The organism is Paraburkholderia tuberum STM678, from assembly GCF_902833905.1.
Classification (GTDB): Bacteria; Pseudomonadota; Gammaproteobacteria; order Burkholderiales; family Burkholderiaceae; genus Paraburkholderia; species Paraburkholderia tuberum.
The window spans coordinates 120896-144193 of the sequence record NZ_CADFGP010000021.1; the positions used below are offsets into that span (position 1 = coordinate 120896).

Here is a 23298-nt window from a genome sequence, read left to right on the forward strand (position 1 = left end):
AACTGCTCATTCCGTTGCCTGGTTGCAGAGAAGCTTGCATCGTCGAGGAATTGGGCGTGCGCGAAGCGCTGGATGCGCGCCGCATCCGCCCGGTGCGCATCGCGCTGCAGAACCAGCGCGATGACCTGCTCGCGTTCGCCGGCGTGCTCGATGAGAAGCTCGCCGCGATCGCGCAGCGCGCCAACGTCTCGGATGAGCTCGTGCGCGCCGCGTGTGTGCTGCGTCGCAAGCCGCGGACTTCACCCGCGTGCGCCACCTAACCAGCAGCGGACGGTCCCATGCCCTGTTCGAAGAACTCCGCGGTATGGTCGATAAACGCCCTGACTTTCGCGGGCAACAGTGCGCGTCCGATGTATGCCAGGCGGACCTCGGCCGCAGTATCGGCGATCTCGAAGTCTTCCAGCAGACGAACGAGCCGTCCGGCCTTTATGTCCTGCTCAACAAGGGCGAGTGGAAGCAAACCAACACCGAATCCTTCGAGTACGATGTCGCGATTGAATATGGGATTGTTCGACGCAATTTCGTAGCTGATCGGGACCGCGATGTTTTCCTGTTCCATTCGAAAGGTGACGCAGGGTTTGTGCATCGAAGGAGGGACCGTGACGAACACATGGTCGGCCAGCTCAGCCGGATGCCGGGGCCGAGGACGCCTGCCCAGATAAGCTTCCGTTGTGACGACGACCAGCGGCAACCGCTGGAGCAGCCGCGTCACAGCCAGATCCGTCGCCAGCATGAAAGGCAGGACGATACCCAGATCGTAACCGTCGGCCGTCAGGTCCACGGGCCGCTCGGTCAATGTGATATCCAGGGTGACGTTCGGATGCTTGCGTTTAAAGGACGCAATCAGCGGTGCGAGCCACGTCAATGCGGTGGTCGTATGTGCGACCAGTCGCAGCATGCCCGCCGGCACTCGACCGTGGCCCGCCGCACTGGCTTCCAGGCAATCGAGGTCATCCAGGATGCGACAACATCCATCGTAAAAACGCTCCGCGGCTTCCGTCAGCGAAAACTGTCGGGTCGAGCGATGGAAGAGTCGCGTGCCCAGGCGCTCTTCCAGCGATGCGATCGCCCGCGAAACGACCGATGGCGAGAGATCCATCATTTCCCCGGCACGTCTGAAGTGTTTGACTTCGACGATACTCCGGAACAGGCGCAAGCTTTCAATGTATTCCATGGTTAACGTCCCATCTGCTATCTGACGACTTGTGTAGATATCCTTTGGATATCAGTCCTGTTCGTGGACCTGTACCGCACCGCACGCTGTGGAACATAGTCCAATGCCGTGCAACCGCGACCAGGGGTACTGTCCGGTCACGCCTCGCGCGCGTGGATGCGCCTGGTGTCACTGCCGCACATGAAAGCGCTGAGCATTCTGCCGTAAAGACACCAGAGAACCGAATCGCATCAGATCGGCTGTTCTATCAGGCTAACGCTTCTCGCACAGATCATTGCGTGAGCATTAGCCGGTGTGGGCCCAGTGAGGCGCGGCCTGTAGATGGCATCTCCGATTTCGATTAGCCGACCGGTCAGCGCACAGATGCCTGGCACCCGCGCGACGACTTCGCACCATGTCTGGTATCCATAGTGTCCGGAGCGCGCATCGCACCAAGAAACGATCAGTGTTTGCGCGCTCGGTTGGTCGAGTACCCGTATGATTGGCTTATCGGTCGAAGCGATCGACTGTCGAACAGAGGAACCGTTCAAGGCAGATCCGTGCGCAGTGGCTCGTTCGTTAAGTTTCCAATCGCCAAGCCTTGTGACGGTCATACTCCACGGATCAACAGCGCGATTCATCACCTGGCTCCCTCTGTGCAAGCTCGAACGCTTGCGCTTCGCGTGAGCGCTGCCCACCATAGCTGCTCTCTTGCGTCGAAAATTACCGGTCCGATTGCGTCGGCAAGTCCCCCGGGTCGGGGAGATCGTTCTTCGAGGCTTTACCGGTATGCTGCTGCCGGGCCCAAATTCCTATGCGTGCGCTGCCCCCGTGCCGCCATGTGCGTTGTCGCAGGTAGCAGCCAGGACGCTGCGGGCCGCCTCGACCAGGACTGCATATCGGCAGCAACGCGTGCAAAATCGCTCGCCGCCGGGGACCCAGGAAATGCATCGACGACACAGCGCGAAAGCTCTGCCGCTTGCGCGATACACGGATCGATCGAGATGCAGCCTGCCTTGAGAACCGAGACAGCCAGATAATCGCGCGCAATGGCTCCGAGACTTTCCAGCAGCGCGTGAGTGTCCGCTTCACCATCGAACAGATTCACAATGATGCGGAATTCCTCGATGCCCTGTGCGAGACGCAGGCGCTTCATGCAAACGTAAGTGTCTGCTACTGCAGCGGCCGACAGGTGCATGACGACGATGACGTGGTGGGCTTGCAACGCAAGTGGTGAAAACGCGCCGTTGCCAGCAAGCGCGGCATCAATCAGCACGATGTCGGGCGGGCTTGTGAGCACCGCGTCGTACTGCAGGCCAGCGAAGTTTTCATGATCCGTATGGCCGGTGCCAGTCGAGTGGAACTGACGTCGACCACGGTCAACGGCCAGCACGCGCGGCAAGTTGCGATGGATCGCGGGAGCGAACACGCCTGCGGCGTGAATGTCTTGAAGCATTGTGCTCGCCGACCGCGCGCCAGGACATTCGTCCACCACCAGCACGTCCATACCCTGTCTGGTCAGCGCCATCGCGAGGTTGACAACGGCAGCCGTACGGCCGACTCCTTTCGAGCCGCCTGCGACAGCGACCACACGCGTAGCACTGTTGGCGAACATCTGGCGCAACCCGAGCGCCTGTCCGGAGACTATATCCTTCACTGATTCACCCACGTATCGAGACCTCCGCGCCCATCACGAGTAGCGTTGACGACCCGCGCGCCGTCAGTCATAACGACTTTCGGATCGCACGTTTCATCGACGCGTGGATTGTACGCTTTCGCGTCACTACTGACAATGCAATCATATATGGTTTGCATGTCAGATATGAGTGACAGATGCAAAAAACACGAACGGCGGGTTGGCCCCGAACTCATCCGGTTCTTTCTTGCACGTCGGGAATTGAAATGCTGCGCGCTGCCTGAAAATGGAGGTAGCGGTACGTCTAGCCGGCTACAGCAAGGCTTGACGCCGTGCCTTTCGGGTCGTCTCGATCGACAGCCGATGGTGCTTGGGGTGCGCCAATGTGCTGTTGTGGCGAGCGGGAGTGGAGTGACACCTGTCGATGCCTCCGACTGATGCCCGCGGTAACTTATCGAGCGGTTGCGTCGCCTTGGCGACAGCCCGGCGCCGCCATGCCGCGTTCACCCGGAAGGGGCTGGCGCGGGAATTGGGCTGTGCCAGTCCATTCAGTCATATGAGTCGCTACGGTGCGCCCATGGGTACGTCCGGGCGATGATTGTCGTAGTCTGTTTCTTCCGGCTGTCGCGACAACACGCACGAAAAAAATCCGGCAAGCACTGTCTGAAGCACCTTGTCGCTCACCGTTTGCGGACCGCACATCCTGAAGAACTGCACGCCCTCGCACAGGCTCACCAAGCCAACCGCGAGAGCCTCGGCCTGCAGGGGCAACGGCCTGCCGTTGCGCTCCGAAAGCATGCGGATGTACACGCTGATCTGTTCCAGCTTCTCCTGCCGGAAGGCGTTGATGCGCTCCCGAAACGGGGTGTCCCGGCACGCGAGCAACTGGGCCTCGACCCAAAGTGGAAAGCAATCGTGTTCAACAATAGATTGGCTGTAGTACGCGATGGCGCGGTCCTTCATTTCATCGGGCGTGCCGCCCTTCTCCATCATCGCCAGGAGATTCGTCCGCGCCCTATCGTCGTCGCGGCGCAACAACCTGATCAGCAGATCCGGCTTGCCGCCGAAGTTTGAGTAGAACGCGCCGCGCGTATAGCCAGCCGCCTCAGCGATGTCCTCCACGCTTGTCGCGGCGAATCCCTTTTTAACGAACATCTTCCGCGCCGCCTCAAGCAGGCATTCGCGCGTCTGCTCTCTGCGCTGTGCCCGTGTCAGGCGTTCCCGCTTCATGGCATAAAGTACCGGTCAGGCCGACATCTGCGGTGCCGCCAGATCGGCATGCTTCTCAGATGACGGGTTTCGCAATGATCCGTCGACGCCCGATCAGGCCGTCTCGCGGTTTATGTGACATTACACTCATATCTGATTTTGTTGTCAATAAAGTTGACGAAATCTGGCACGTGAGAGGAAATCGGAACCGTCATACCGAAGCGTGAGCGGTCCGCCCGTCTCATGCCAAGCAGCTTCGTTGCGGTGCCCATGATCACGCGACTTCCATACCGTTTGTCGACTGTGCGAGGCTGAGCTCCCCAAGGTAAACGCTTTCGCCCAATTCGCATTTGCGCCAGGCGCTGCCGAGGGCATGACGGATTTCGACTCTGTAAAGACCGCTTCCCTTGGTGAGACCACCGAAGCGGAAATCGCCGAAGCAGTCAGAGACAGTCTCCGCCACCTTCTGATTGCCGAGGTAAAGGGCTACGACCGCATCCGTGACGCACTCGACCACATCTCCCATCCGCGCGCTGACGCTTCCGCTGATGAAGCAGGTTTCCCAGCGCTCGAGGTCGCTGTACCACACGCGCGGTTTCGTGCCCAGGTTAGGCCGCAAGACCTTGAGCCCCTCGCGCTGGGCCTTCTCGGCCATCGCAGCGTCATCGAGCTTGACCGTCTCGAAGACGTCGGTGGGGCACGATTGCTGACAACGCGGCTGCGGCCAGCCCTGGTCGAGCAGATGGGCATCGAAAATCCAGGTCTGCGGCAGTTGCAGCTCATCGTTCCAGACGATCGCTTTGTACGGGCAGGACTTCACGATGTCCTTGCGGCCTCGAGCCTTGTCCGGATCGATGATGACGACGCCGTCGGCGCGCTTGCGAATGGCGTCGCCGCCCACCCGCAAGCAAGGCGCTTCGTCGCAGTGGTTGCACATGACCGGCAGATACGTGGTTTCGACCATATGCGAGTCGCCCTGGACGCGGCGCAGGATCCGGATCGGGCTGTCGGCATTGGCGGCGGCGGGCGCGGCATAACCGGGGAAGTCGTTGCCGACATGCTCGTCCCGCGCGGCGATCACGCAGTTCTGGCAGTTCTCGCAACGCCCCACTTTGATAATCAGGTTCCACTTGCTCATTCGAAATTCCTCACGCGGCGCGACCGAGCATGAACGCTTCGGTGCCTTGCCACTTCTCGACCTGCACCAGGCAGGAATTTGGGCTCATGCTGCTCGTGCCGGCGGTTTGAGGCCGGTCGGGGGTGAGCATGTTCATGCAACCGCCAATCTCGACGCACTCGCCGTCTATTTCGACCAGCTGAAATTCGGCGCTCGCCTCATACGACTTGACCACTCCCGCGCTAACCAGCGGCGAGACGTCGGCTGCGCAAATCACCGCGCCGCGGTCGTTGTACACCTTGACGAGATCGCGATGGTCAATGCCTCGAACGGCCGCATCGGTCGGACTAAGTCTCAGCAGCCAGAAGCGATGGCCACCAATCAGCGCGCGATGGTCATCGATGCTGTTGACCGAGGAGTTTTTGCCATCACAATGGGTATGGAAGCTGTAACGGCTGTGAGTGGCGATCAACTGCAGCGGATAACGCTGGGCCAGGTCCGAGCGCAGCCCCTCCCAGGACGGGATGTATCGGTTGAGCGGTGGTCGCTCGGGATTGTCCGCAGTGTGCCGCTTCAGCAACTCGGGCACGAACTCCAGCTTGCCGCTCGGCGTCTGCAGGCCCATGCCGAATTTTTCGGCGAACTGCGACGGCAGCGGATGGGGTTCCTGCAGGTCCTTGCGCCGGCCTTCCGCGAACCAGCGCATGTCCACCGGATGGCGCAACTCGGGCTTCTCGGGCGGCACGACGAAATAGCCCTTGCGGCAGAACTCGCGCCACGAAACGTGATCAGGCAGGTCCGACGAGTCGAAGACCCGCTTGACCCAGTCCAGTTCGCTGCATCCCTCGGTGAACACCCCGCCAAGGCCCAGCCGGGTCAGGATGGCGGCGAAGATGTCGTAGTCGGAACGGGACTCGCCCAAAGGCTCGATGCACTTGTGCTGCAGCGTCATCACGCGATGATTGACCGTGCTAAACCCATGATGGGCGTAGCCGCCGGAATTCGCCCATTCGCCGATGTCCCAGCGCTCCAGCGCGGTGCACGCAGGCAGGATGACGTCGGCGAACTGGGCCTCGCCCTCCATCCAGATCGACTGGTTGACCACGAACTCGATGCTCGGGTGCCGGTAGGCTTCAGCCCAGCGTCCGGAATTCGTCACTGTGCTGAAGGCGGACCCGCCGTAGCGGTAGATCATGTGGATCGGCGAATATCCGGGCATGGGGTAGCTGAACGGCGCGAACTGGGCTTCCTGGGACATGCCGTCCCAGAGGTAGCCCGTCGCATGGCCGTTGATGATGGCGTCGGGCAGTTGCTGCCGCGGGACCATTTGCTTGACCGGATTCATGGACAGAATGTGCGGCATGCGCTGGTAATTGTTCACCGCATTGGCGGTCCACGCCAGGTCGCCGGATATGCCGCCGTCCGCGTAGCCGGGAAAATAGAAATGGAGGTCGTGGGGCACCCCGGCTTCAAGGCAGCCGAAATTGACCCCCGGCTTACCCCAGCCCTGCATCGCCATCATCATGATCATGCAGCGCGCCCATTGCGCTCCGGTCGCACCGCGGCCCGCGCCGCCGAATCCCGCGCCGGTCATCCCGACCGCGAGATGGACCTTCCTGTTCCCCCATCGGCGCGCAAGCGCACGGACGTCCTTGGCGGGCACGCCGGTTTCGCCCTCCTGCCACTCGGGCGTCTTGGGAACGCCGTCGGATTCGCCCAGAAGATAGGCCCTCCACTCGTCGAAACCGGTCGTGCGGGTGGCGATGTAATCCTCGTCGTACAAGCCCTCCACGGCCCACACGTACATGATGGCGGTGGCGAGAGCAGCATCGGTTTGCGGTCGGACCGGAATCCAGCGCCCGCCCAGCAACTGCGCGGTGGGGTTGCAGTGCGGGTCGATATGAACGAACTCAATGCCGAGTTCCTTGGCCCACAGGCGCCGCGGAGTCCCCTCGAATCCCGCATAGGCCCCGTTGGTACTTTCGGGGTCGCAGGACCAGAACACGATCATGTCGGCTTCCTTCAGGCAATCCTCGACGCCACCATAGCCGGATGGCACGCCGACGCGCATCGAGTTGCCGAAATGATGCATGGCACCCCAGTACCAGCCTTCCCAGCTATCCGGATTGGCCGCGACCCGGGTAAAGCCGATCAGGTTGGCAAAGCGCGTCAGCGCGCTGAGGTAGTAACCCACGTTGCCCCACTGGTGATGGGACGACATCGGGAAGGTGATGGAACCGGGACCGTGAACGCGCTTCTGCCGGTTGATTTCCCTGGCGACAATGTCCAGGGCCTCGTCCCAACTGATACGCACATAGCCGGATTTGCCCCGGTTCTGGGGATTGCGTTCGCCGTCAGGGTCGAAGTCGACCCGCTTCATGGGATGAAGGATGCGCTTGTCGGAATAGACCAGCGACTTGAGCGTCAACGCGTGGGGCGCGACCAGGCCACGCCGTGGCGGGCTGAAACGGCGGCCGCGCGCCTCGATCACATAACTTGGCGCATCCGTGCTGTCCAGCTCGATGGGCGTCACCCGAACGACGCGGCCATCCTTGACGTAGACGAACAGAGGCCCGCCGTTGGTGCAGGTGGTGAAGCGGCGGGTGCCGTCGCGCAAAGGCGTGCCCATCGGCAGGCCGACGGTCCGCATCATGCTCAGGGTCTGCATGAGCCAAACCAGCAGTTCGTCCTCGCCCTCGGTGACCACCTTGAAGTTCTTGGCAGCGTGGATGATTTCGCCCTGGTCCTGATTGGGAGAAAGAAACTTCAGGGCGGTGGCGACATCCTTGAAGACCATGCGCACGTCGGGCCGCGGATGCCTGCCGGCGCTGGACCGAACACGTCCGTTCTTTAACCTGATGACGCGACCGATGCTTTGATCCGCGAGTCCGATCCAGGCCACGAGATCGCGCTCCTTCAGGCGATCACGATAAGCGGGAAAGCGGCGTGCCGTCAGGTCAAGAACCTTGGGCAAAGCAAAAAGAATAGTCTTGAGGACCTGTCGTTTCATTATTCGATCCAAAGGGAAGCGGGGTGCGCTAGCGGTGGCATGACGTCGCGGACCGCAGCCAGGCCCGGGGCGCGAAAAATAACGTAGTCGATGTCTTCGATGGGCATTCAAATCTCGATCGGTGCATTAACGAGTCGTACGCGCTAGAACGTGTAGGCGACGTTCAGGAAGACGCTCAGGGGATCGAGCCGGAGCGTCGATTTGGAAACGATCTGCGTTCCAGTCGCGGTGTGTCCGTCTAACGTCAGGTTGGTCTTCACCGGCATATAGTTCACAGAGGTTCCGACAGACCAGTGTTTTGTAATGGCGTAACTTGCCCCGATCTCGAATACCGGATTCCACGATGAACTGAGTGTTGCGTGTGCCGAACCACCTGGACCAACGCTATCAGTGACAAACTGGCTATTGGTTGTCCGAACCTGGGTGAACCACGTGTAGTTCACACCCAAACCGACGAATGGACGGAATTTCGAGCCGGCCGAAAACAGGTGGTATCGAAGTTCGATGGCGGGCGGCATTGGCCTCGTCGAGCCGAGGTTGCCATACTTCTCCAGCGTCCCATCGCCAACCAGATTTACTGTCAATGGCAGTCCCAGAAGCATCGCGACGCCAATGTTGTCCGTGACGTAGTACTCGGTGGTAATTCCCACCGTATTCGTTGACGTCGCATGCGCCCCGCTACCGGCTAGTTGGCGATTCACCGTTTCGCCGCCAATACTCTCCACAATGAGTGGCGTTGCGTCGCCCTGTGGCGCGATGTGAAGCCATCCTGTGGACAGCGTAATGCTTCCCGCTGACTGGGCGTTTGCATTGTCGGTCAGCGCAGCCGAGCAGAGGCAAGCCGCCATGCCGGCAGAGCTGATCATTCGTCTGTAATTCCTCACGTGTCTTCTCCTGTCTTGTTGCCCGGGCATTTTTGTGAACCCGTGGTGCTTCCTGTGGAACCGATGCGGCGCTCCGTCTGGGGTCGTTGCGTCGTTCCTCATAGGCTTCGACCGCTTATCAGGTCCGCCGGTTATGTCTGATTAGGTCGTTTTACTAAATGACATGAAACAGGCACGAATGTTTAGAACACCGCTACTGCCTCGTACACGTTATGTGGAAATACGCTTTCGCGTTATCCTTATCACCCTTTCTATTCTTCCTACCTCCTGGTGTCGAGACTTTAAACCGTCCAATTATTCGTTCTCTGCCTTTGGAATAGTTGCTGGTACAGCATGCCTCCATCGCCCAGCACGCTAGTAAGCGCGCATCGCCAAACGTTCAGTCTCGGGCGGGAATACGCACCACGCACCGTCGCGGTGCCGGAAGAAAAATAACCCAACCGGCCCTGTCGGCAGCAGTAGCTCGATACGCACATAGGGTCTCTGGTTTGTGCCCGCACGACCGAACCGGGTAATCCGAACCGCAGTCCCCGATATTGGCCCAAGCCATTTTTCAACAAGCGAACGCAAGGACCTTTCTGAAGCAGTATTCATCCTCTTTCCTCTAAACCGACGCGAGCGTTTAACTCTCTATCGCCGCTGGTACATCAACATTGCTCGCTCCGCGATGGCCTCGCGGCAACCGAAAGCGAAAATGCGAACGGAAAGCGCCCGAGCGCGGAAGTCGCCAATGCTTCGAGCGCGGGGTCGGGAAGTTCGACGTGAAGCGAAAGCCCGCGCGAAGTATCTTCAATGATCCTAACGGTTGCTCCCTCGACGCCAGCCTCCACGAGTGCCGACTGTAACGCGTCTACCGTTTCGCGCTGTTTCAGCCCCGGCTTGAAAATCTTGCCCACGCCTGTCAACGGCATCGCATCCAGGATTCTGATCCGTTTAGGCAGTGCCGCGCGCTCGCCTATCTCGAGTCGCACGAACTCGGCGAGTTCGTCCTCAGTCGCGGTTGCACCCGGTTTGAGCTGGACATAGGCAATCGGCAACTCCCCGGCGTGTGCATCGGGACGACCGACCGCCGCCGCGATCTTGACGGCGGGATGGCGATAGAGCGGTTCCTCGATCGCTGCCGGATCGATGTTGTGACCGCCACGAATGATCACTTCCTTTTTTCGACCAGTAAGCCAGAAATAACCATCGACATCGCATCGACCGAGGTCGCCGGTATTGAGCCAGCACCTGCCATCGCCGAGGTCCAGCCACAGTCCCTTGTTCTGCTCGGGCACGATATACCCGAGGAAAATGTTCGGGCCGGAAATAGTCAGCAGGCCGACCTCATCGATCTCGCAATCCCGTACATATCGCCCGTCAGCGTCGACGATGACGGCTTTCATCGCCTGGCCCGGAATGCGCAGCCCGATTGAGCCCAGCCTGCGCTCCCCCAGCGGCGGATTGACGCTGCTCACGCAGGTCCCCTCGGTCAGGCCATAGCCCTCGAGAATCCGGATGCGCGTCCTTTCCTGAAAGGTCCGGAAAACTTCGACCGGCATGGGAGCCGCACCGCACAGTCCGTACTCCAGCGAACTCACATCGTGCTCGCCGACAGGAATATCGAGTAACGCCGCATAAAGCGTCGGGACACCGCTGAAGAAATTGATGCGGTGATGCTCGACGATTTCCCAGAAACGTTTGACAACGCCATCGCCGCGATAGCCTTGTGGCGTGCCGAGCACGACCTGGGCGCCTTTGGAAAAAGGCAGGAGACCCGTTGCCATGACGGCATTCACGTGGAAGAGTGGCAGTCCGCAGAAAAGCGTCTTGCCTGGCCCGACGCTGTCGCCGAAGAATTGACCCGTGCTCCAGGCATTCGCCACCTCATTGCCGTGGCGGCGCATCGCAATTTTCGGCAGGCCGGTCGTCCCGCCCGTACAGAAGTACGACGACACGTCGTCGGCGCCAATGTGCCGCGCGCCTTGAAGTGCCGTTCCCGACTCCTGCGCGATGGCAACGCCGAAGTCGTGGATCTCGATATGCGCAGGAACCGCGCCCCGCACGCCGCCCTCGCCGTGCAGCCTTGAACACTCGTTACGCTGCAGCATCCGCGTCGCGGACTGTTTTGAACCCGTCACACGTTCGGCCGGATTCACGAGCACCAGATCCTTCAGCGAAGAAACCTTGTGCAGCACCGCTTGTACCTTTTGCCAAAGATCAGTTCCGGGAAACGGCGCCAGCGTTACCAGCACGCTGGCGCCTGCAGCGTTGAGGAGTTGGCCGATGGCTTCCTGCTCAAGCAATGGATTGATCGCGCAGACAATTCCGGCGGCCTCCCCACCCCAGATCACGAAGTGCGTTTCAGGGAGGTTGGGCAGAACATATGCGATGACTGAGTCGCGTTGTACTCCGAGGCGCGAGAACATGTTCGCGGTGCGCGTGATATCTCGGACGAGTTCACTATACGTCCAGCACTCGGCGTTCCGATAGTCGTCGGCCGTTGCAAAGAACGAAAGTGCCGGTGCCGATGGATTAATCGCCGCGCCCCGGCAGATCATCTCGTAGGTGCTCGACGGGAGATCCGCCGGCAGCCCTTGCGTTTCGATGGCAAGGACTTCGTCTACGTTTGCGATGCCTTTCATGCTGCCTCTTCCACAACGACGTTATGCTGCACGCCCAGATTGATCGAGCGATCGTGGCTGACGATATGCGCCTCCACGACGTCCCCCACCTTCAGGTACTGCGGCCTGTCCGCCTGCATCTTCAGGAAAAGACGCCATTTTTCCGCTTCAGGCAGCTGCGCCGCGGCGCGTTGCTTTTCGGGCGATGGAATGCTCAGTGCACAGCCAGATGGCGTGCCCGTCGCGAGCAGGTCACCGATGCGCAGATCATGCACGCCGGAAAGCTCCGTCAAGGTCTCTGCCGGCCCATAGACGAGACCCGCAGTCGTGTCGTTCTGGCGGACGGTTCCATTGACCGTCAGTGTCAGCACGAGCTCCTTCAACTTCGGAATATCATGTTTCTCAAGGAGGCAAAGGTAAGGGCCGACAGGGCCAAACGTGCGGTAGCTCTTGCCCTTGTAGAACTGCATCTGCGGAATCTGGATATCACGCGCGGAGTAGTCGTTGACGATCACGGCGCCGGCAATGTACTCATGCAGGTTCTCGTCGGTGACCGTTTCGCGGGAGGTGACGTCGCGTTTGAGCACAAGACCGAGTTCGATCTCGTAGTCGAGGAACTGCACCTCCCTGGGCTTCACGAGGGGCGAGTCGGCAGGAACGATGCAGCTCGTCGCCTTCGTGAAGATCATGTTGAATTTCTTCACATCCGGGTCCATGCCCGAGTCGATCATATGCTGGCGATAATTCGCGCCCTGGCAGATGAACTGCTGGTTGGCGGTCACGGGCGACAACCATTGCACATCCGATTCGGGAATCGGAGAACCGTCCAGTACCGCCAGCCGTTCGACGGGATTGGCTTCAATAAACTCGGCGGTCGACTTGAATTCGCCATGAATCGGCGTGATGGCGCCATTGGCGACTACGCCCCACTGGGCGCGGCCATCATGAAGGTAATGCAGAACGTGAAGTGCCATTTATCGATCTCCGGATTCTATGAAAGTGGGGTGGTTCAGGCGAAAAGCTTCGCCAACGTGCGCAGCTTGCTCAACGTCAGGTCGGGGCTGCGGCGCAGGTTTCTGAAAAGTGCCACGACGCTCGCGGGTGTGAACCTGGGCTTCGTGAAGCTGCGTGGCATCGTCGGTCCCCATTGCGCCATCGCCTCGCGGCTCACGGCATGGACACCCGTCGGCGCGTCCGCCGTAAAGAGGTCGCCGTCGCAATAGTGCTCGTGCTTGTCGCCCCACGGATCCTGCCAGTAGTCGAACACCTGGCTGCCCAGGATATGTCGGCCGATCCCCCACGCGTGCGTCCAACCTTTGTCGCGCAGAATGCGCTGGCCCATGCCGACCGCGTCGGCGTCGACGACTTCGTACGCGCTATGGCTGTAGGTGGGCACGAAGCCTTGTGCAAGCGCGAGCGTATGGTGATCGGCTGGCTTGTCGCCGAGATCGAGCCGCATGAACGCGACGGCGGGCGAACCATCGGGAAGCACCTGCACATCGCTGGGGATGAAGCCGAAATGCCGCGTATACCACGCGCAGGTTTCCTGATAGTCAACGAGTTCGAGCACGACGTGTCCGAGCCGGATAATTTCCGGCGCGCCTTCGGGCGGTCGCTGCGTGCCGTTGATCCGGACCGTCGCATCCACGGAGTTGAACGGCAAGGGTGGCCGATGAGACAACGTCGAAGCTGGCTGCTGGCCCCATATCGCGTCGACGCGAAAGCCTGAAGGATCGGTCAGCCGTACCGTATAGCCGCCGCCGGGCAGGGGCGAGCGTTCGACGTCCGAGGCGCCCGGCAGTTTTGCAAGTGCATCAAGCTCGGCCCTGTTGTCGACCTGTAGCCCAAAACCAACGAACCGGGATTTCGAGGCCTTCCGGACGACATAGCAGAAGTGTGAAGCACCCGTTCCCCGCAGCAGCAGGAGCGCTTCACCGCGCGATACCGTTCGGAGCCCGAAGTCATTGAGAAATTGCTCGGCTTTCTCGAGATCCGGCCGGTCGAATATCAGATAGGCCAATGCCGACGCTTTCGTCGTAGGATCGGGGTGACGGGCTGGTTGTACAGTGGTCAGGTTCATGGCGATAAGAAATCACACGGTGTGAATGGGGTTTCGAGATGGCATGCGGCTTCGCGATCACTGCATGACCCAGCAGTGCTGACCGAGCAAGGAAAGACTCTCGCGCACGAGCCGCGACGCATCGGTCGCCGGGCCATCGTGAACGACGGTCTTGTCGGGCCGCACCACGGCGGCCCAACCAACCGGTACGAGACGCGGAAGGAACACACCGTCGAGGTCCTCCCAGCTGTCATGCCGAGCGAGATGCGGCCGCTCTCCACGGTGTGCGATCTGCACAGTGCTTCCGCCGGCACGCGCGAAGGCTGCTGCCTCAGAAGAATCAAGCGAGGCTCGGGCGTCTGTGCCAAATCCAATCAGCACCAGGCCCTGCCCGAACACCTCGTCGCTCGGACGCGCCTTGCCATCCGAACCACGTACCCGCCCCTGCCCAATGACTGCGCCGCGCACAAGCTTCGTCGGCGAGCGGCCTTTGACAAACACACCTCTTCTAGTTGTTTTTTTCGGCTGGATCTGCGATTCCTCGGGCTGCGCATGCAGCGGGAGCACCGGTGGCGAGAATTGCATTAGCCCATGAGCCCACGAGTCAATGCCGCCATTGCGCGGCGTGACGAGCTTTCTCATGAATCTTGCGAGCTTTGTTATCGCCTTCTCGTGGGGCCGCCTCTCCTCGTCGTAAGTGTCGAGAATGCGTGAATCCGCTCGCCCCTGCACCACCCATGCAAGCTTCCAGCACAGATTGGCGGCATCTCGCAGTCCCGCGGCCAACCCTCGGCCGACGGATGGAGGCCTAATGTGCGCGGCGTCGCCCGCGAAGAACACACGCCCCCGGCTGAATGCATTAAGGGTTCGCGTTCGGAAGCGATACACCGCCTTGCGCTCGATCATCGTGTCTTCCGGGTTGCCCGATGGAGCGGCAATCTCGCGTATGCGGACCTCGGCTTTCATGTTCTCGCGGCGCTCGTCCGGCCGCAGCATGAACTTCCAGCGCTCACGCCCGCTGCGCGCGACCATGCACCGGTTTGGCCGACGGTGATCGGAGATGAACTCGATATCTTCGGCTGGGCGCGAAAGATGCCGCGCAGCGGCAACGAGCCATTCCTCGGCAAATGTCTTACCCCAGAAGTGCGGCCCCATAGTCTGCCGAACCAGTGAATACGGCCCGTCTGCACCGACCACGTAGCGCGCCCGGACGATGTGAGAGCGGCCGCGATCAAGCTCCAGCGACGCGAGCACATGGTCGCCTTCTTCCGTGAAGCTCCCCAGTTCGACACCTGGCGCGATATGCACACAGTCGTATTTCTCGAGCCGGGCCCGCAGGCACCGCTCGAGTTCGTGCTGGTACAACGTGACGGGCTTGGGATAGCCATCCAGGCGGCTCGCCGAACTGATTTGGCCGACCTGCCCCAGCATGGGCGTTCTCATCCGCACATATGGAATGGTGCTGGTCTCGAGATCGTGCTCCCCAATGCCCGCAAGCTGAAGGATGCGCAGCGCGTCGTTATCCAGCTCGATTGCCTGGCGCGCGATGGAAACCTCGGTTGACCTGTCGACAATCAATACATGCACGCCGTAGCGCGCCAGTAGATTGGCAATCGTTGCACCGACGGGTCCGCAACCCACCAGTAAGACGTCAACCACCGACGGTAATGCGCCAATCGGCGGACGAACCTGTTCATGCCGGCTCGACGGCGCGGCGCCGTCCTTTGCTGCTGTCTCCACAGTCACTCCAGATGTTGTCTGTTGTACTTGTATGTAAGGCCGGCCTTCGGGTCGCCTTTAATGACATTAAAGTCATTCGTGAGCGTTTTGTCAACCTAGACATTACGATCTATACTTAGGCATAACCAAAGCTTGGATCCATCATGCCGAACACTACAAAGCGTCCTACCCGTGCGGCGCCAATCGCCCCGGTTGCCATTCCCGAACAACGCGAGCCGCGCGGTGCGCGTCGCAAGCGCGAGACGCGTGCCCGTCTGCTCGACGCCGCCCTCAGGCTGATGGCCGAAAAAGGCATGGAGGGCGTGGCGATCAATGAAATCACCGAAGCCGCTGATGTCGGCTTTGGCTCGTTCTACAACCACTTTGAATCGAAGGAGGCGATTTACGCGACGCTTGTCGACGAGGTGTTCGAGGATTTCGCTAACATGATGGATCGCCTCGCCGCTGGCCTTTCCGACCCGGCCGAGGTGATCGCTGTCGCCGTGCGTCATACGGTCCTGCGTGCGCAGCAAGACCCCGTGTGGGGACGTTTCCTGGTACGTGAAGGGTTTATTCCGACGCATGCGATGAGCCGCGGACTGGGCCAGCGGCTGCTGCGCGACATTGTGAATGGCATTGCCGCGAAGCGCTTTGTGGTCGCCGACCCGTTCATCGGATTTCTTGCGGTAGCCGGTACGGTCCTCTGTGCAATCGCCGCCGAGCTGAACTTCGTCGCACCGGGCGCGCCCGCGGCAAGCGTACTCAAGGAGCTTGGCTTTAGCGGGGAGAACTTCCCTGAGCGTACTGCAGCAATGCTGCTGCAGACACTCGGACTCAAGCGCGCGGAGGCGGAGAAGATTGCAGCGCGTCCGCTGCCGGTCGTGGAGGAGACTGTCGACGCCGATTGAATCAAGAGGTCCGGCGCCATCGGTCTGATCGGCCTGAAGTCAGCCGGGTGCGGCCCGGCGGAGAAGCCCGCTCGGGCCGCTAGCGATTAAACTCAATCACCTGCTAAAGCCTCGACGCTAGCAATCAGCTCGCGCTCCTTGTCGGCGTGAGGCACCAATTCCTGTATCGGTTCAGCCTGCTAGAGCCGGGCATAACAACGCCGAACTTCTCGTACTCGCAGGGATGCGCGCCGGTGCAACGGCGGACTCGAACGGCGCCGCCGAAAATTCCCGGACGACTTCGCCAATTTGAGTGCCTATCCTTCTCACTGCGACTCGATGGCCGTTGACGAGTGCATCGTAGCCGGCCGATACGGGCTGGCTGACTATGCTGCGGCACGTCAATGTTCGTGAGTCGTTCGACTTGCGTACACTCCAGGTGACGTCAAGCAGCGCGTGTGAGCCCGGCCACGATTCAAAACGCTGCACGTCGACGGAGACCTGATACGTGCGAGCGTCCTCGGCGTGACCAGACTGGTCCGTGTCGGGGCCGCCCGCCTGTCGAGTCGCGGCCGCGAGCAGCGCATTGCGGATCTCGTCTGCAAGCGGCGATGCCCAGCGCTCGTTTTCCAGAATCCTGACGCGCGCCGCATCGACGTGTACGACGAATTGGCTCCTTGCGACTGAAACCGGCACCTTCACTGGGCGCATGTCGATCCGGAAGGCCGGACTGACCGTAACGTTTGCACGCGTCGGTTCGCTGTCAGTGCCGAGGGTATAGAAGCGGGCCGGCGGGGAAGCACAGGCGCTCAGCGCGGCCAGACCCATGACGGTCGCAATACGGGCGATCGCGCGCCGCGCGCGGGATTGGATCAGTTTCACCGTTGGTCTCCTTTCTTGCCGAACAGGAGCGCCTGGGGATGACGTTCCAGATAATCGGCGAGCGCATTGAGGGATTGCAGGGTGCGTGTCATTTCCTGCATCGCATCCTGGATGTCCGACTGCAGGGGCGCGGTCTGCCGGAGCGTCGTTTCGGCGGTACTGAAGGTTTTCTGCGCGGCCGCCAGTGTGTCGCGGGCTTGCGGAACGATCTCTGTGTCCATGTGCCCGAACAGCTTGTTGGCGTTTTCAAGTGCGCCGTTAAGATTGGCTCCGATCTTGTCGAACGGCACCTGATTCAGCTTCCTCGCAATATCGGCAATCTGCACCTGAAGTTCGTCGAGGGTGTTAGGCACAGTCGGCAGTTCAATAGGATTGCGATGAACATCGACGCTCGCCCGAGGCGCTTTCGGAAACATGTCGAGCGCCACGAATAGCTGGCCTGTCAGCAGGTTGCCGGTTCGCAACTGACCGCGCATTCCCTCCATGACGAGGTTTTCCAGCAACTCATGACCACCCTGCGAGTTCGGAGCCGGTAGCGCTTCGTTGGAGCGCCGGCTGAGCCGGTCGGGATACAGCGCCATCGATACCTTCATGCTGAAACTCTTCTCCTTTTCGTTATATTCGATACCGATGTCCGTCACCTGCCCCAGCGCGATGCCTCGAAGGTCGACGGGAGCGCCGACAGACAGGCCGCGCAGCGACTGGTTGAACCGCATCACGACATTGAGCGGCGCGCCGTCGGGCTCGCGCATCGCGTCCGACTCGTCCGATGCGAGTCGGAACGCCGCCTTGTCAGCGGCCGGTTGTCCGGCGTCCTGACCCGGCGGCGACTGGAACGCCAGGCCTCCGACGACCACCGTCGCCAGAGATTGTGTATTGAGCTTCAATCCATTCGAATCGAGACGGAGGTCAACACCGCTTGCGTGCCACCACCGTGTATTGGTGCCGACATACTGGTCAAACGGCGCATTGACGAAAACATTGACGATCACGCCGGTGCCATGCGGATCCAGCGAGAAGCCGACCACCTGGCCCACCTGGATGCGACGGTAGAAGATCGGCGCGCCGATATCGACGGAGCCCAGGGAGTCGCCCCTCAGCGTATATTGATGCCCCGGCTGCCCGGACGTGACGATCGGCGGACTTTCGAGGCCGACAAATGCGGTTTGCCTTTCCGAAGACTGCCCGACGTCGACACCGATATACGCGCCGGAGAGCAGCGTACCGAGGCCCGAGATGCCGTTAGCGCCCACGCGCGGGCGAACCACCCAGAAGCGCGTGCCGCGGCTTGCGAATTTTTCTGCCTGTTTGGTCAGCTCGATCGTGACGATGACGTGCTGCAGGTCCTTTGACAGCGCGACCGCCTGTACGGAACCGATCTCCACGTCCTTGTATTTGACCTTCGTTTTGCCCGCCTCCATACCCTCAGCGTTGCTGAACGTGACCGTCACTGTCGGTCCCTTGTCGGTGACGGATTTGACTACCAGCGCCACACCGATCAGCGCACAGATGAGCGGCACTAACCAGATGAGGGAGGGAATCCAGCGTTTCCGCGGCTTGATGTCAGGTCTGGGTGGCGTTGGAAGATGCATCGCTCGGAGAGTAGTTCGCAAATATGAGGTTATTTAGGAGTGCGGACGCCGCTAGCACGGTATTCGTTCATCGCCGTGAACCACGCGCTGGCCCGCAGCGGACGTTGTCCCAGATCAGCCGCGGATCGAATTGATGCGACGCGAGCATGGTGAGAATCACCACCGCACCGAAAGCCAGCGCGCCCGGACCGGCAGTGACAACCGCAAACGAACCGAAATGCACCAGCGCGACCGTCAGGGCGACAACGAAGATATCGAGCATCGACCACCGGCCCACGCACTCGACGAGCCGATGCAGCCTCGCGCGTTCGAGCGGCTGCCAGTCCGGACTGCGACGGGCCGCTACGATTTGCAGCGTGAGAATGGCGAGTTTGAGCATCGGCACCACGACGCTGGCTACGAACACGACGACGGCGAGTGGCCAGTCGCCTGAAGTCCAGAAGTACGCCACGCCGCCGAGGATCGTGTCGTCCTCCGAGTGGCCGAGGGATGACGCGTGCATGATCGGCAACAGATTCGCGGGTATGTAGGCGAGCGCGGCGGCAAGAACCAGACTCGACGTGCGCGTCACGCTATCGGGATGGCGCGTGTGCAGCACCGATTCGCACCGCGAGCAGCGCTGCTCTGACGACGCCGCGATGTGCTTCTGCACCAGTCCACAGGTATGACAGGCTATGAGTCCAGCGCTGCGCGCCGTCATATGCGCCGCCGGCGCGGGCTTCAGGCCGAAGAACGTCGGGGCTCGCGGGGCGCACCTGCGCTTCACTCTGGTCCAGCGGATCTCAGCGGGTTGTCGAAACTTTATTTCGTCCCGCGTCGACCAGAGCACGCGCGGGTCGAAAGTGGCGAGAAACGCCAACATCAACGTGAGTGCACCGAATGCAAACAGTCCTGGCCCAGGGATCACCTGCGCCATGCTGACCATTTTCACGATCGTGATGACCACGCCGAGCATGAACACTTCGATCATGCCCCATGGACGGATGAGCTGCACGACGCGAAGCATTCGATTGAAATGACGTACTACCTTGCCAAGGCGCAGCGGAACGAGCACATAGAGAAGGGCGAGGAGTTCGATCAGCGGAAACAGGATCGCCGAGCAAAAGACCATCGTTGCGACGATGCGCATGTGCCCCGTCCACAACGAGCGCACCGCGCCGAATAGCGTCGCCTCCGACGTCATACCGTTGGTCTGCAGTTGTATGACCGGGAAAGCCTGCGCAATACAGAATGTGATCAAAGCTGCAACGGTGAGCGCACCAATCCGGTCGAGCGGCACGCTCGCTCCCTGCGTTCCTTCCAGGCCCGCACGGCAGCGCGAGCAGCTCGCAGTCTGCCCGCCCCGCAGCAGAGGCTTGCGAAACAGCAGATCGCACTCGTGACAGGCGATCAGTTTCTTATAGTCCATACAGGGAACTGGACAACCTGAGGTTCTGGCGCGTTCGATGCACGTGAAGTCCGGCTTGACCTTCCCGTGCGTGGGCGCATTCTGATTTCGGATAGAAAACGACTGCTCCGATACCCGCCGGTACAGTCGAGGAAGAGCGGCCTGATCGGCAGGTCGCTCTTCCCGTCTTCATCGACACGCGATCATTGCGACGACGCTGTTTGCGGCTGGCCCGGCGGCAGTTCGCCCATCGCCTGGAACAGTGCGACGGTATCGTTCATGCGCTGGCTTGCCGCGCGCACGGCGCCGATCCGTGCGTTGAGAAAGCGCTGCTCGCTGGCATGCTCCGCCGTTGACGGCAGCGAACCCATGCGGCGGCGCGACGCGGTATCGTCGAATCCCGCCTGCGCTGCCTGTGCCGCTGCTTCAGTCGACGCGAGTGTCTGTGCGTCGTTATCCAGCGCGGCAAGCGAATCCGCGACATTCTGGAACGCCGACAGAACGGTGGACTTGTAGTTCAGCACCGCCGCATCGTAAGCGTCGATCGACGCCTTGCGGTGCGCGAGCAGCGCGCCGCCATGGAAGATCGGTTGCGACAGGCTCGCACCAATGGCCCAGAGTCCGCCCGCTCCTGAGAGCACCGCCGGCCAGCTAAAGCCGCCGCGGCCCATCGAGGCCGTCAGCGACAGGCTCGGAAAGAGCTGCGCGGTCGCAGCGCCGACATCGGCGGCAGCGGCCTTCACGGCGGCGTCGGCTGCCTGAATGTCGGGACGCGAACGCAGCAGGTCCGACGGCACCACGACGGGCACGTGTTCGGGCAACGTCAGGCTGTCGAGGGCGGGAACGGCCGGGGCGTTGTCCGGCGTGCGGCCCATCAGCACCGCGAGCGCATGGATGGCTGTGGCGCGCTGCTGGCGTAACGCAGGAAGACTCGCCGCAGCCGAAGCCGCATCCTGCGTCGACGCAAGCGCCTGCGCACGCGAGACCGAGCCGAGTGTGTAGCGGTGCTGGTCCTCGTCCGCGGCCGTCCTGGCCACGGCGACGAGCCGTTCGGTGAGCGCGATCTGGCGATCGAGTGCCGCCACGCTGATCGTCGTACCGACGATGTTTGCCGCCAGCGCGCGCCGCGCCGCCTCCAGTTGATACGCCTGCACGTCTACGCGAGCGGCGCTGGCCGCGTTCGCCGAACGCGTCGCACCGAACAGGTCAAAGGTGTAGGACGCGAGAACCTGTCCGGCAAAAAAGTTATAGCGAACCTCGCTGGGGCCAATGCCGGGCACAAGCGGTGTACGCCCGCGATCGACCTGTGCGGCAGCATCGATTGAAGGCAGCGTCGATGCGCCGACCTGGGCGCGCAGTTCCTGCTGCGCGGCTGCGAGCGTGCGCTGCGCAGCCCCGAGCGTGGGGCTGTTGCGCAAGCCTTCCTCGACCAGTGCACTCAGCGCGTCCGACCGGTAAAGCTGCCACCATTGCGGAACGCCCACTGCGCCGATATCGAACTGCTGCGCCACGCCGCCCGCTGCGACGGTCTTCGCCGGCTGTGCCCCGGCACCGTAGTGCGCAGGCGAAGGCATCGCCGGGGGCGCGCCGTTCGGGCCGAACGTGCAGGCCGTCAGTGCGATGGCCACAGCCACGGCCATCACGGATGTCTTGTAGTCGAAGCTCATCATCAAACCTCCGAATGCTCGGCGACGACCGGTTGCATTCCGCGCTCGTCGTGCCGGACCCTGAAGCACGCCGCGTACAGCGCGGGCAGGAAGAACACGGTCAGTACCGTGGCGATCGTGATACCGCCCATCAGTGCGGTCGCCATCGGACCGAAGAAGCCCGAGCGCAGCAGCGGAATCAGCGCGAGGACGGCGGCGGCGGCGGTCAGCATGATCGGCCTGAAACGCCTTATGGTTGCGCCGATAATCGCGTCGAAGCGCGGCTGGCCTGCCGCGATATCCTGATCGATCTGGTCGACCAGAATCACGGAGTTGCGCATGATGATGCCGAACATGGCAATCACGCCCAGCAGCGCGACGAAGCCGAAGGGCTTGCCGAACAGCAGCAGCGCGGCCACGACGCCAATCAGGCCGAGCGGCGCCGTCAGCACGACGATGAAGGTCCGCGCGAAGTTCTTGAGCTGGATCATCAGCAACAGCAGCACGGCGATGATCATCAACGGCATTTCGGCATTGATCGACGTCTGGCCCTTCACGCTTTCTTCGACCGCGCCGCCCACCTGAATGCGATAGCCGACCGGCAGCCTGGCGGTTTCCGCCGCGAGCGCACGTTCGATGTCGTGGGTCACGTCGATGCCCTGCGCGTCGCCGCGCACGTCCGCCTGCACCGTGATGGTCGGCTGACGGTCGCGTTGCCAGACGACGCCGTACTCGAGCGTATTGCGCACGTGTCCGAGCGAACCGAGCGGCACCGGGCCGTGGGGCGTCGGAATCGCGAGACTGGTCAGCTGCGCCGGATTGACACGTTCGCTCTTGGGCGCGCGCAGATCGACGTTGATCAGCTTGTCGCGCTCGCGGTACTGCGTCACCGTGTAGCCCGATAGCGTCATCGCGAGGAAGTTCGACACGTCTTCCGACGTGACGCCAAGCTGGCGCGCGCGGTTCTGATCGATCTCGAACGAGATCGAGCGCTCCGCCGGCTCGTCCCAGTCGAACTGGACGTTGCGCGTGCGGGGATCGGCGCGGACCTTGTCCGACACCGTCTGCGCAATCGATCGGACGGTCGCGATATCGTCGCCGCTCACGCGGAACTTGATCGGGAAGCCGACCGGCGGACCATTCTCGAGCCGGGAGACGCGCGCTCGCACGCCGGAGAAATCCTTCTCGAGCATGCCGTCGAGCCAACGCATCAGTTCCTCGCGGTTTTCCACGCTTTTTGCGGTAATCACGAACTGCGCGAAATTCGGCTGTTGAAGCTGCTGGTCGAGCGTCAGGTAAAAACGCGGCGCGCCGGTGCCGACGAAGTCGACGAAGTGGTCGATCTCGGCTTTGCCGTCGAGCACCTTTTCCAGGCGCTTCGCTTCACGCAGCGTCGCCTCGAACGAGGCGCCTTCCGGCAATCGCAGATCGACCAGCAGTTCCGGCCGTTCCGAGTTCGGGAAGAACTGCTGCGGCACGCGCGTGAAGGCCAGCATGGAAATCGCGAAAAGCAC

At 61.5% G+C, this 23298-nt stretch carries 18 protein-coding genes; 2 read left to right on the forward strand and 16 right to left on the reverse strand.

Annotated elements, in window-relative coordinates; genetic code table 11:
• The first annotated feature begins 56 nt into the window (after positions 1 to 56).
• Entirely contained in the window at positions 57 to 260 is a 204-nt protein-coding gene (locus HWY30_RS19935) for a hypothetical protein (protein WP_143037313.1), read from the forward strand.
• Here the strand turns inward: HWY30_RS19935 and HWY30_RS19940 are convergent.
• The 11 genes from HWY30_RS19940 to HWY30_RS19990 all read right to left on the reverse strand — a co-directional run bounded on the left by HWY30_RS19940 (position 257) and on the right by HWY30_RS19990 (position 15348).
• On the reverse strand, positions 257 to 1174 hold the full coding sequence (locus HWY30_RS19940; protein WP_090811762.1) for a LysR family transcriptional regulator: 918 nt from the start codon (positions 1172 to 1174) through the stop codon (positions 257 to 259). The two genes, HWY30_RS19935 and HWY30_RS19940, sit on opposite strands and share 4 nt — an antisense overlap.
• 230 nt (positions 1175 to 1404) lie before the next feature.
• Positions 1405 to 1854, reverse strand: coding sequence for a DUF3331 domain-containing protein (locus tag HWY30_RS19945; protein ID WP_341809935.1), 450 nt, complete (start codon positions 1852 to 1854; stop codon positions 1405 to 1407).
• Positions 1855 to 1934: 80 nt separating this feature from the next.
• Positions 1935 to 2822: a MinD/ParA family ATP-binding protein gene (locus tag HWY30_RS19950; protein WP_176078919.1), complete on the reverse strand. Its 888-nt coding sequence runs from the start codon at positions 2820 to 2822 to the stop codon at positions 1935 to 1937.
• Between the two features lie 531 nt (positions 2823 to 3353).
• Positions 3354 to 4019, reverse strand: a complete 666-nt coding sequence (locus HWY30_RS19955) for a TetR/AcrR family transcriptional regulator (RefSeq protein WP_090811766.1) — start codon at positions 4017 to 4019, stop codon at positions 3354 to 3356.
• Positions 4020 to 4272: 253 nt separating this feature from the next.
• Complete coding sequence (locus HWY30_RS19960; protein ID WP_090811768.1) at positions 4273 to 5136, reverse strand: 4Fe-4S dicluster domain-containing protein; 864 nt, start codon at positions 5134 to 5136, stop codon at positions 4273 to 4275.
• Between the two features lie 10 nt (positions 5137 to 5146).
• Entirely contained in the window at positions 5147 to 8125 is a 2979-nt protein-coding gene (locus HWY30_RS19965; RefSeq protein ID WP_090811770.1) for a molybdopterin-dependent oxidoreductase, read from the reverse strand.
• A 143-nt stretch (positions 8126 to 8268) separates the two neighbouring features.
• Entirely contained in the window at positions 8269 to 8991 is a 723-nt protein-coding gene (locus HWY30_RS19970; RefSeq protein ID WP_090811772.1) for an OmpW/AlkL family protein, read from the reverse strand.
• A 665-nt stretch (positions 8992 to 9656) separates the two neighbouring features.
• Complete coding sequence (locus HWY30_RS19975; protein ID WP_090811775.1) at positions 9657 to 11633, reverse strand: acyl-CoA synthetase; 1977 nt, start codon at positions 11631 to 11633, stop codon at positions 9657 to 9659.
• The gene (locus tag HWY30_RS19980) at positions 11630 to 12586 is read right to left on the reverse strand and encodes a fumarylacetoacetate hydrolase family protein (RefSeq protein WP_090811777.1); all 957 of its coding nucleotides are present in this window, start codon (positions 12584 to 12586) and stop codon (positions 11630 to 11632) included. The genes HWY30_RS19975 and HWY30_RS19980 overlap by 4 nt, the downstream gene beginning before the upstream one ends.
• A 35-nt stretch (positions 12587 to 12621) precedes the next feature.
• Complete coding sequence (locus HWY30_RS19985; protein ID WP_090811779.1) at positions 12622 to 13692, reverse strand: VOC family protein; 1071 nt, start codon at positions 13690 to 13692, stop codon at positions 12622 to 12624.
• Between the two features lie 57 nt (positions 13693 to 13749).
• Entirely contained in the window at positions 13750 to 15348 is a 1599-nt protein-coding gene (locus HWY30_RS19990) for an FAD-dependent monooxygenase (RefSeq protein ID WP_090811968.1), read from the reverse strand.
• Positions 15349 to 15554: 206 nt separating this feature from the next.
• On the opposite strand from HWY30_RS19990, the gene HWY30_RS42725 reads away from it, so the two are divergent.
• Positions 15555 to 16298: a TetR/AcrR family transcriptional regulator gene (locus HWY30_RS42725; protein WP_090811781.1), complete on the forward strand. Its 744-nt coding sequence runs from the start codon at positions 15555 to 15557 to the stop codon at positions 16296 to 16298.
• A gap of 171 nt (positions 16299 to 16469) precedes the next feature.
• Here HWY30_RS42725 and HWY30_RS20000 read toward each other — a convergent pair whose 3' ends face one another.
• From HWY30_RS20000 to HWY30_RS20020, 5 genes are all read right to left on the reverse strand, one after another.
• A complete protein-coding gene (locus HWY30_RS20000) occupies positions 16470 to 17159 on the reverse strand; it encodes a PqiC family protein (RefSeq protein WP_090811783.1) in 690 nt (229 codons plus the stop codon).
• Positions 17156 to 18751 carry a PqiB family protein gene (locus HWY30_RS20005; RefSeq protein ID WP_090811785.1) on the reverse strand — a complete coding sequence of 532 codons (1596 nt, stop codon included), beginning with the start codon at positions 18749 to 18751 and terminating at the stop codon, positions 17156 to 17158. Before HWY30_RS20005 ends, HWY30_RS20000 begins: the two co-directional genes overlap by 4 nt.
• A gap of 67 nt (positions 18752 to 18818) precedes the next feature.
• Complete coding sequence (locus HWY30_RS20010; RefSeq protein WP_090811787.1) at positions 18819 to 20159, reverse strand: paraquat-inducible protein A; 1341 nt, start codon at positions 20157 to 20159, stop codon at positions 18819 to 18821.
• Between the two features lie 182 nt (positions 20160 to 20341).
• Positions 20342 to 21805 carry an efflux transporter outer membrane subunit gene (locus tag HWY30_RS20015; RefSeq protein ID WP_090811789.1) on the reverse strand — a complete coding sequence of 488 codons (1464 nt, stop codon included), beginning with the start codon at positions 21803 to 21805 and terminating at the stop codon, positions 20342 to 20344.
• A gap of 2 nt (positions 21806 to 21807) precedes the next feature.
• On the reverse strand, positions 21808 to 23298 hold a 1491-nt coding region (locus HWY30_RS20020), incomplete at its 5' end, for an efflux RND transporter permease subunit (RefSeq protein WP_176078920.1).

What these genes read in the sequence shown, in the direction of transcription:
- HWY30_RS19955 (WP_090811766.1), bottom strand. Translation starts at nt 4,019, where the DNA reads ATGAAGCGGGAACGCCTGACACGGGCACAGCGCAGAGAGCAGACGCGC.
- HWY30_RS19960 (WP_090811768.1), bottom strand. Translation starts at nt 5,136, where the DNA reads ATGAGCAAGTGGAACCTGATTATCAAAGTGGGGCGTTGCGAGAACTGC.
- HWY30_RS42725 (WP_090811781.1), top strand. Translation starts at nt 15,555, where the DNA reads ATGCCGAACACTACAAAGCGTCCTACCCGTGCGGCGCCAATCGCCCCG.
- HWY30_RS20010 (WP_090811787.1), bottom strand. Translation starts at nt 20,159, where the DNA reads ATGGACTATAAGAAACTGATCGCCTGTCACGAGTGCGATCTGCTGTTT.
- HWY30_RS19980 (WP_090811777.1), bottom strand. Translation starts at nt 12,586, where the DNA reads ATGGCACTTCACGTTCTGCATTACCTTCATGATGGCCGCGCCCAGTGG.
- HWY30_RS20005 (WP_090811785.1), bottom strand. Translation starts at nt 18,751, where the DNA reads ATGCATCTTCCAACGCCACCCAGACCTGACATCAAGCCGCGGAAACGC.
- HWY30_RS19945 (WP_341809935.1), bottom strand. Translation starts at nt 1,854, where the DNA reads ATGGTGGGCAGCGCTCACGCGAAGCGCAAGCGTTCGAGCTTGCACAGA.
- HWY30_RS19975 (WP_090811775.1), bottom strand. Translation starts at nt 11,633, where the DNA reads ATGAAAGGCATCGCAAACGTAGACGAAGTCCTTGCCATCGAAACGCAA.
- HWY30_RS19940 (WP_090811762.1), bottom strand. Translation starts at nt 1,174, where the DNA reads ATGGAATACATTGAAAGCTTGCGCCTGTTCCGGAGTATCGTCGAAGTC.
- HWY30_RS19985 (WP_090811779.1), bottom strand. Translation starts at nt 13,692, where the DNA reads ATGAACCTGACCACTGTACAACCAGCCCGTCACCCCGATCCTACGACG.
- HWY30_RS20015 (WP_090811789.1), bottom strand. Translation starts at nt 21,805, where the DNA reads ATGAGCTTCGACTACAAGACATCCGTGATGGCCGTGGCTGTGGCCATC.
- HWY30_RS19965 (WP_090811770.1), bottom strand. Translation starts at nt 8,125, where the DNA reads ATGAAACGACAGGTCCTCAAGACTATTCTTTTTGCTTTGCCCAAGGTT.
- HWY30_RS19970 (WP_090811772.1), bottom strand. Translation starts at nt 8,991, where the DNA reads ATGATCAGCTCTGCCGGCATGGCGGCTTGCCTCTGCTCGGCTGCGCTG.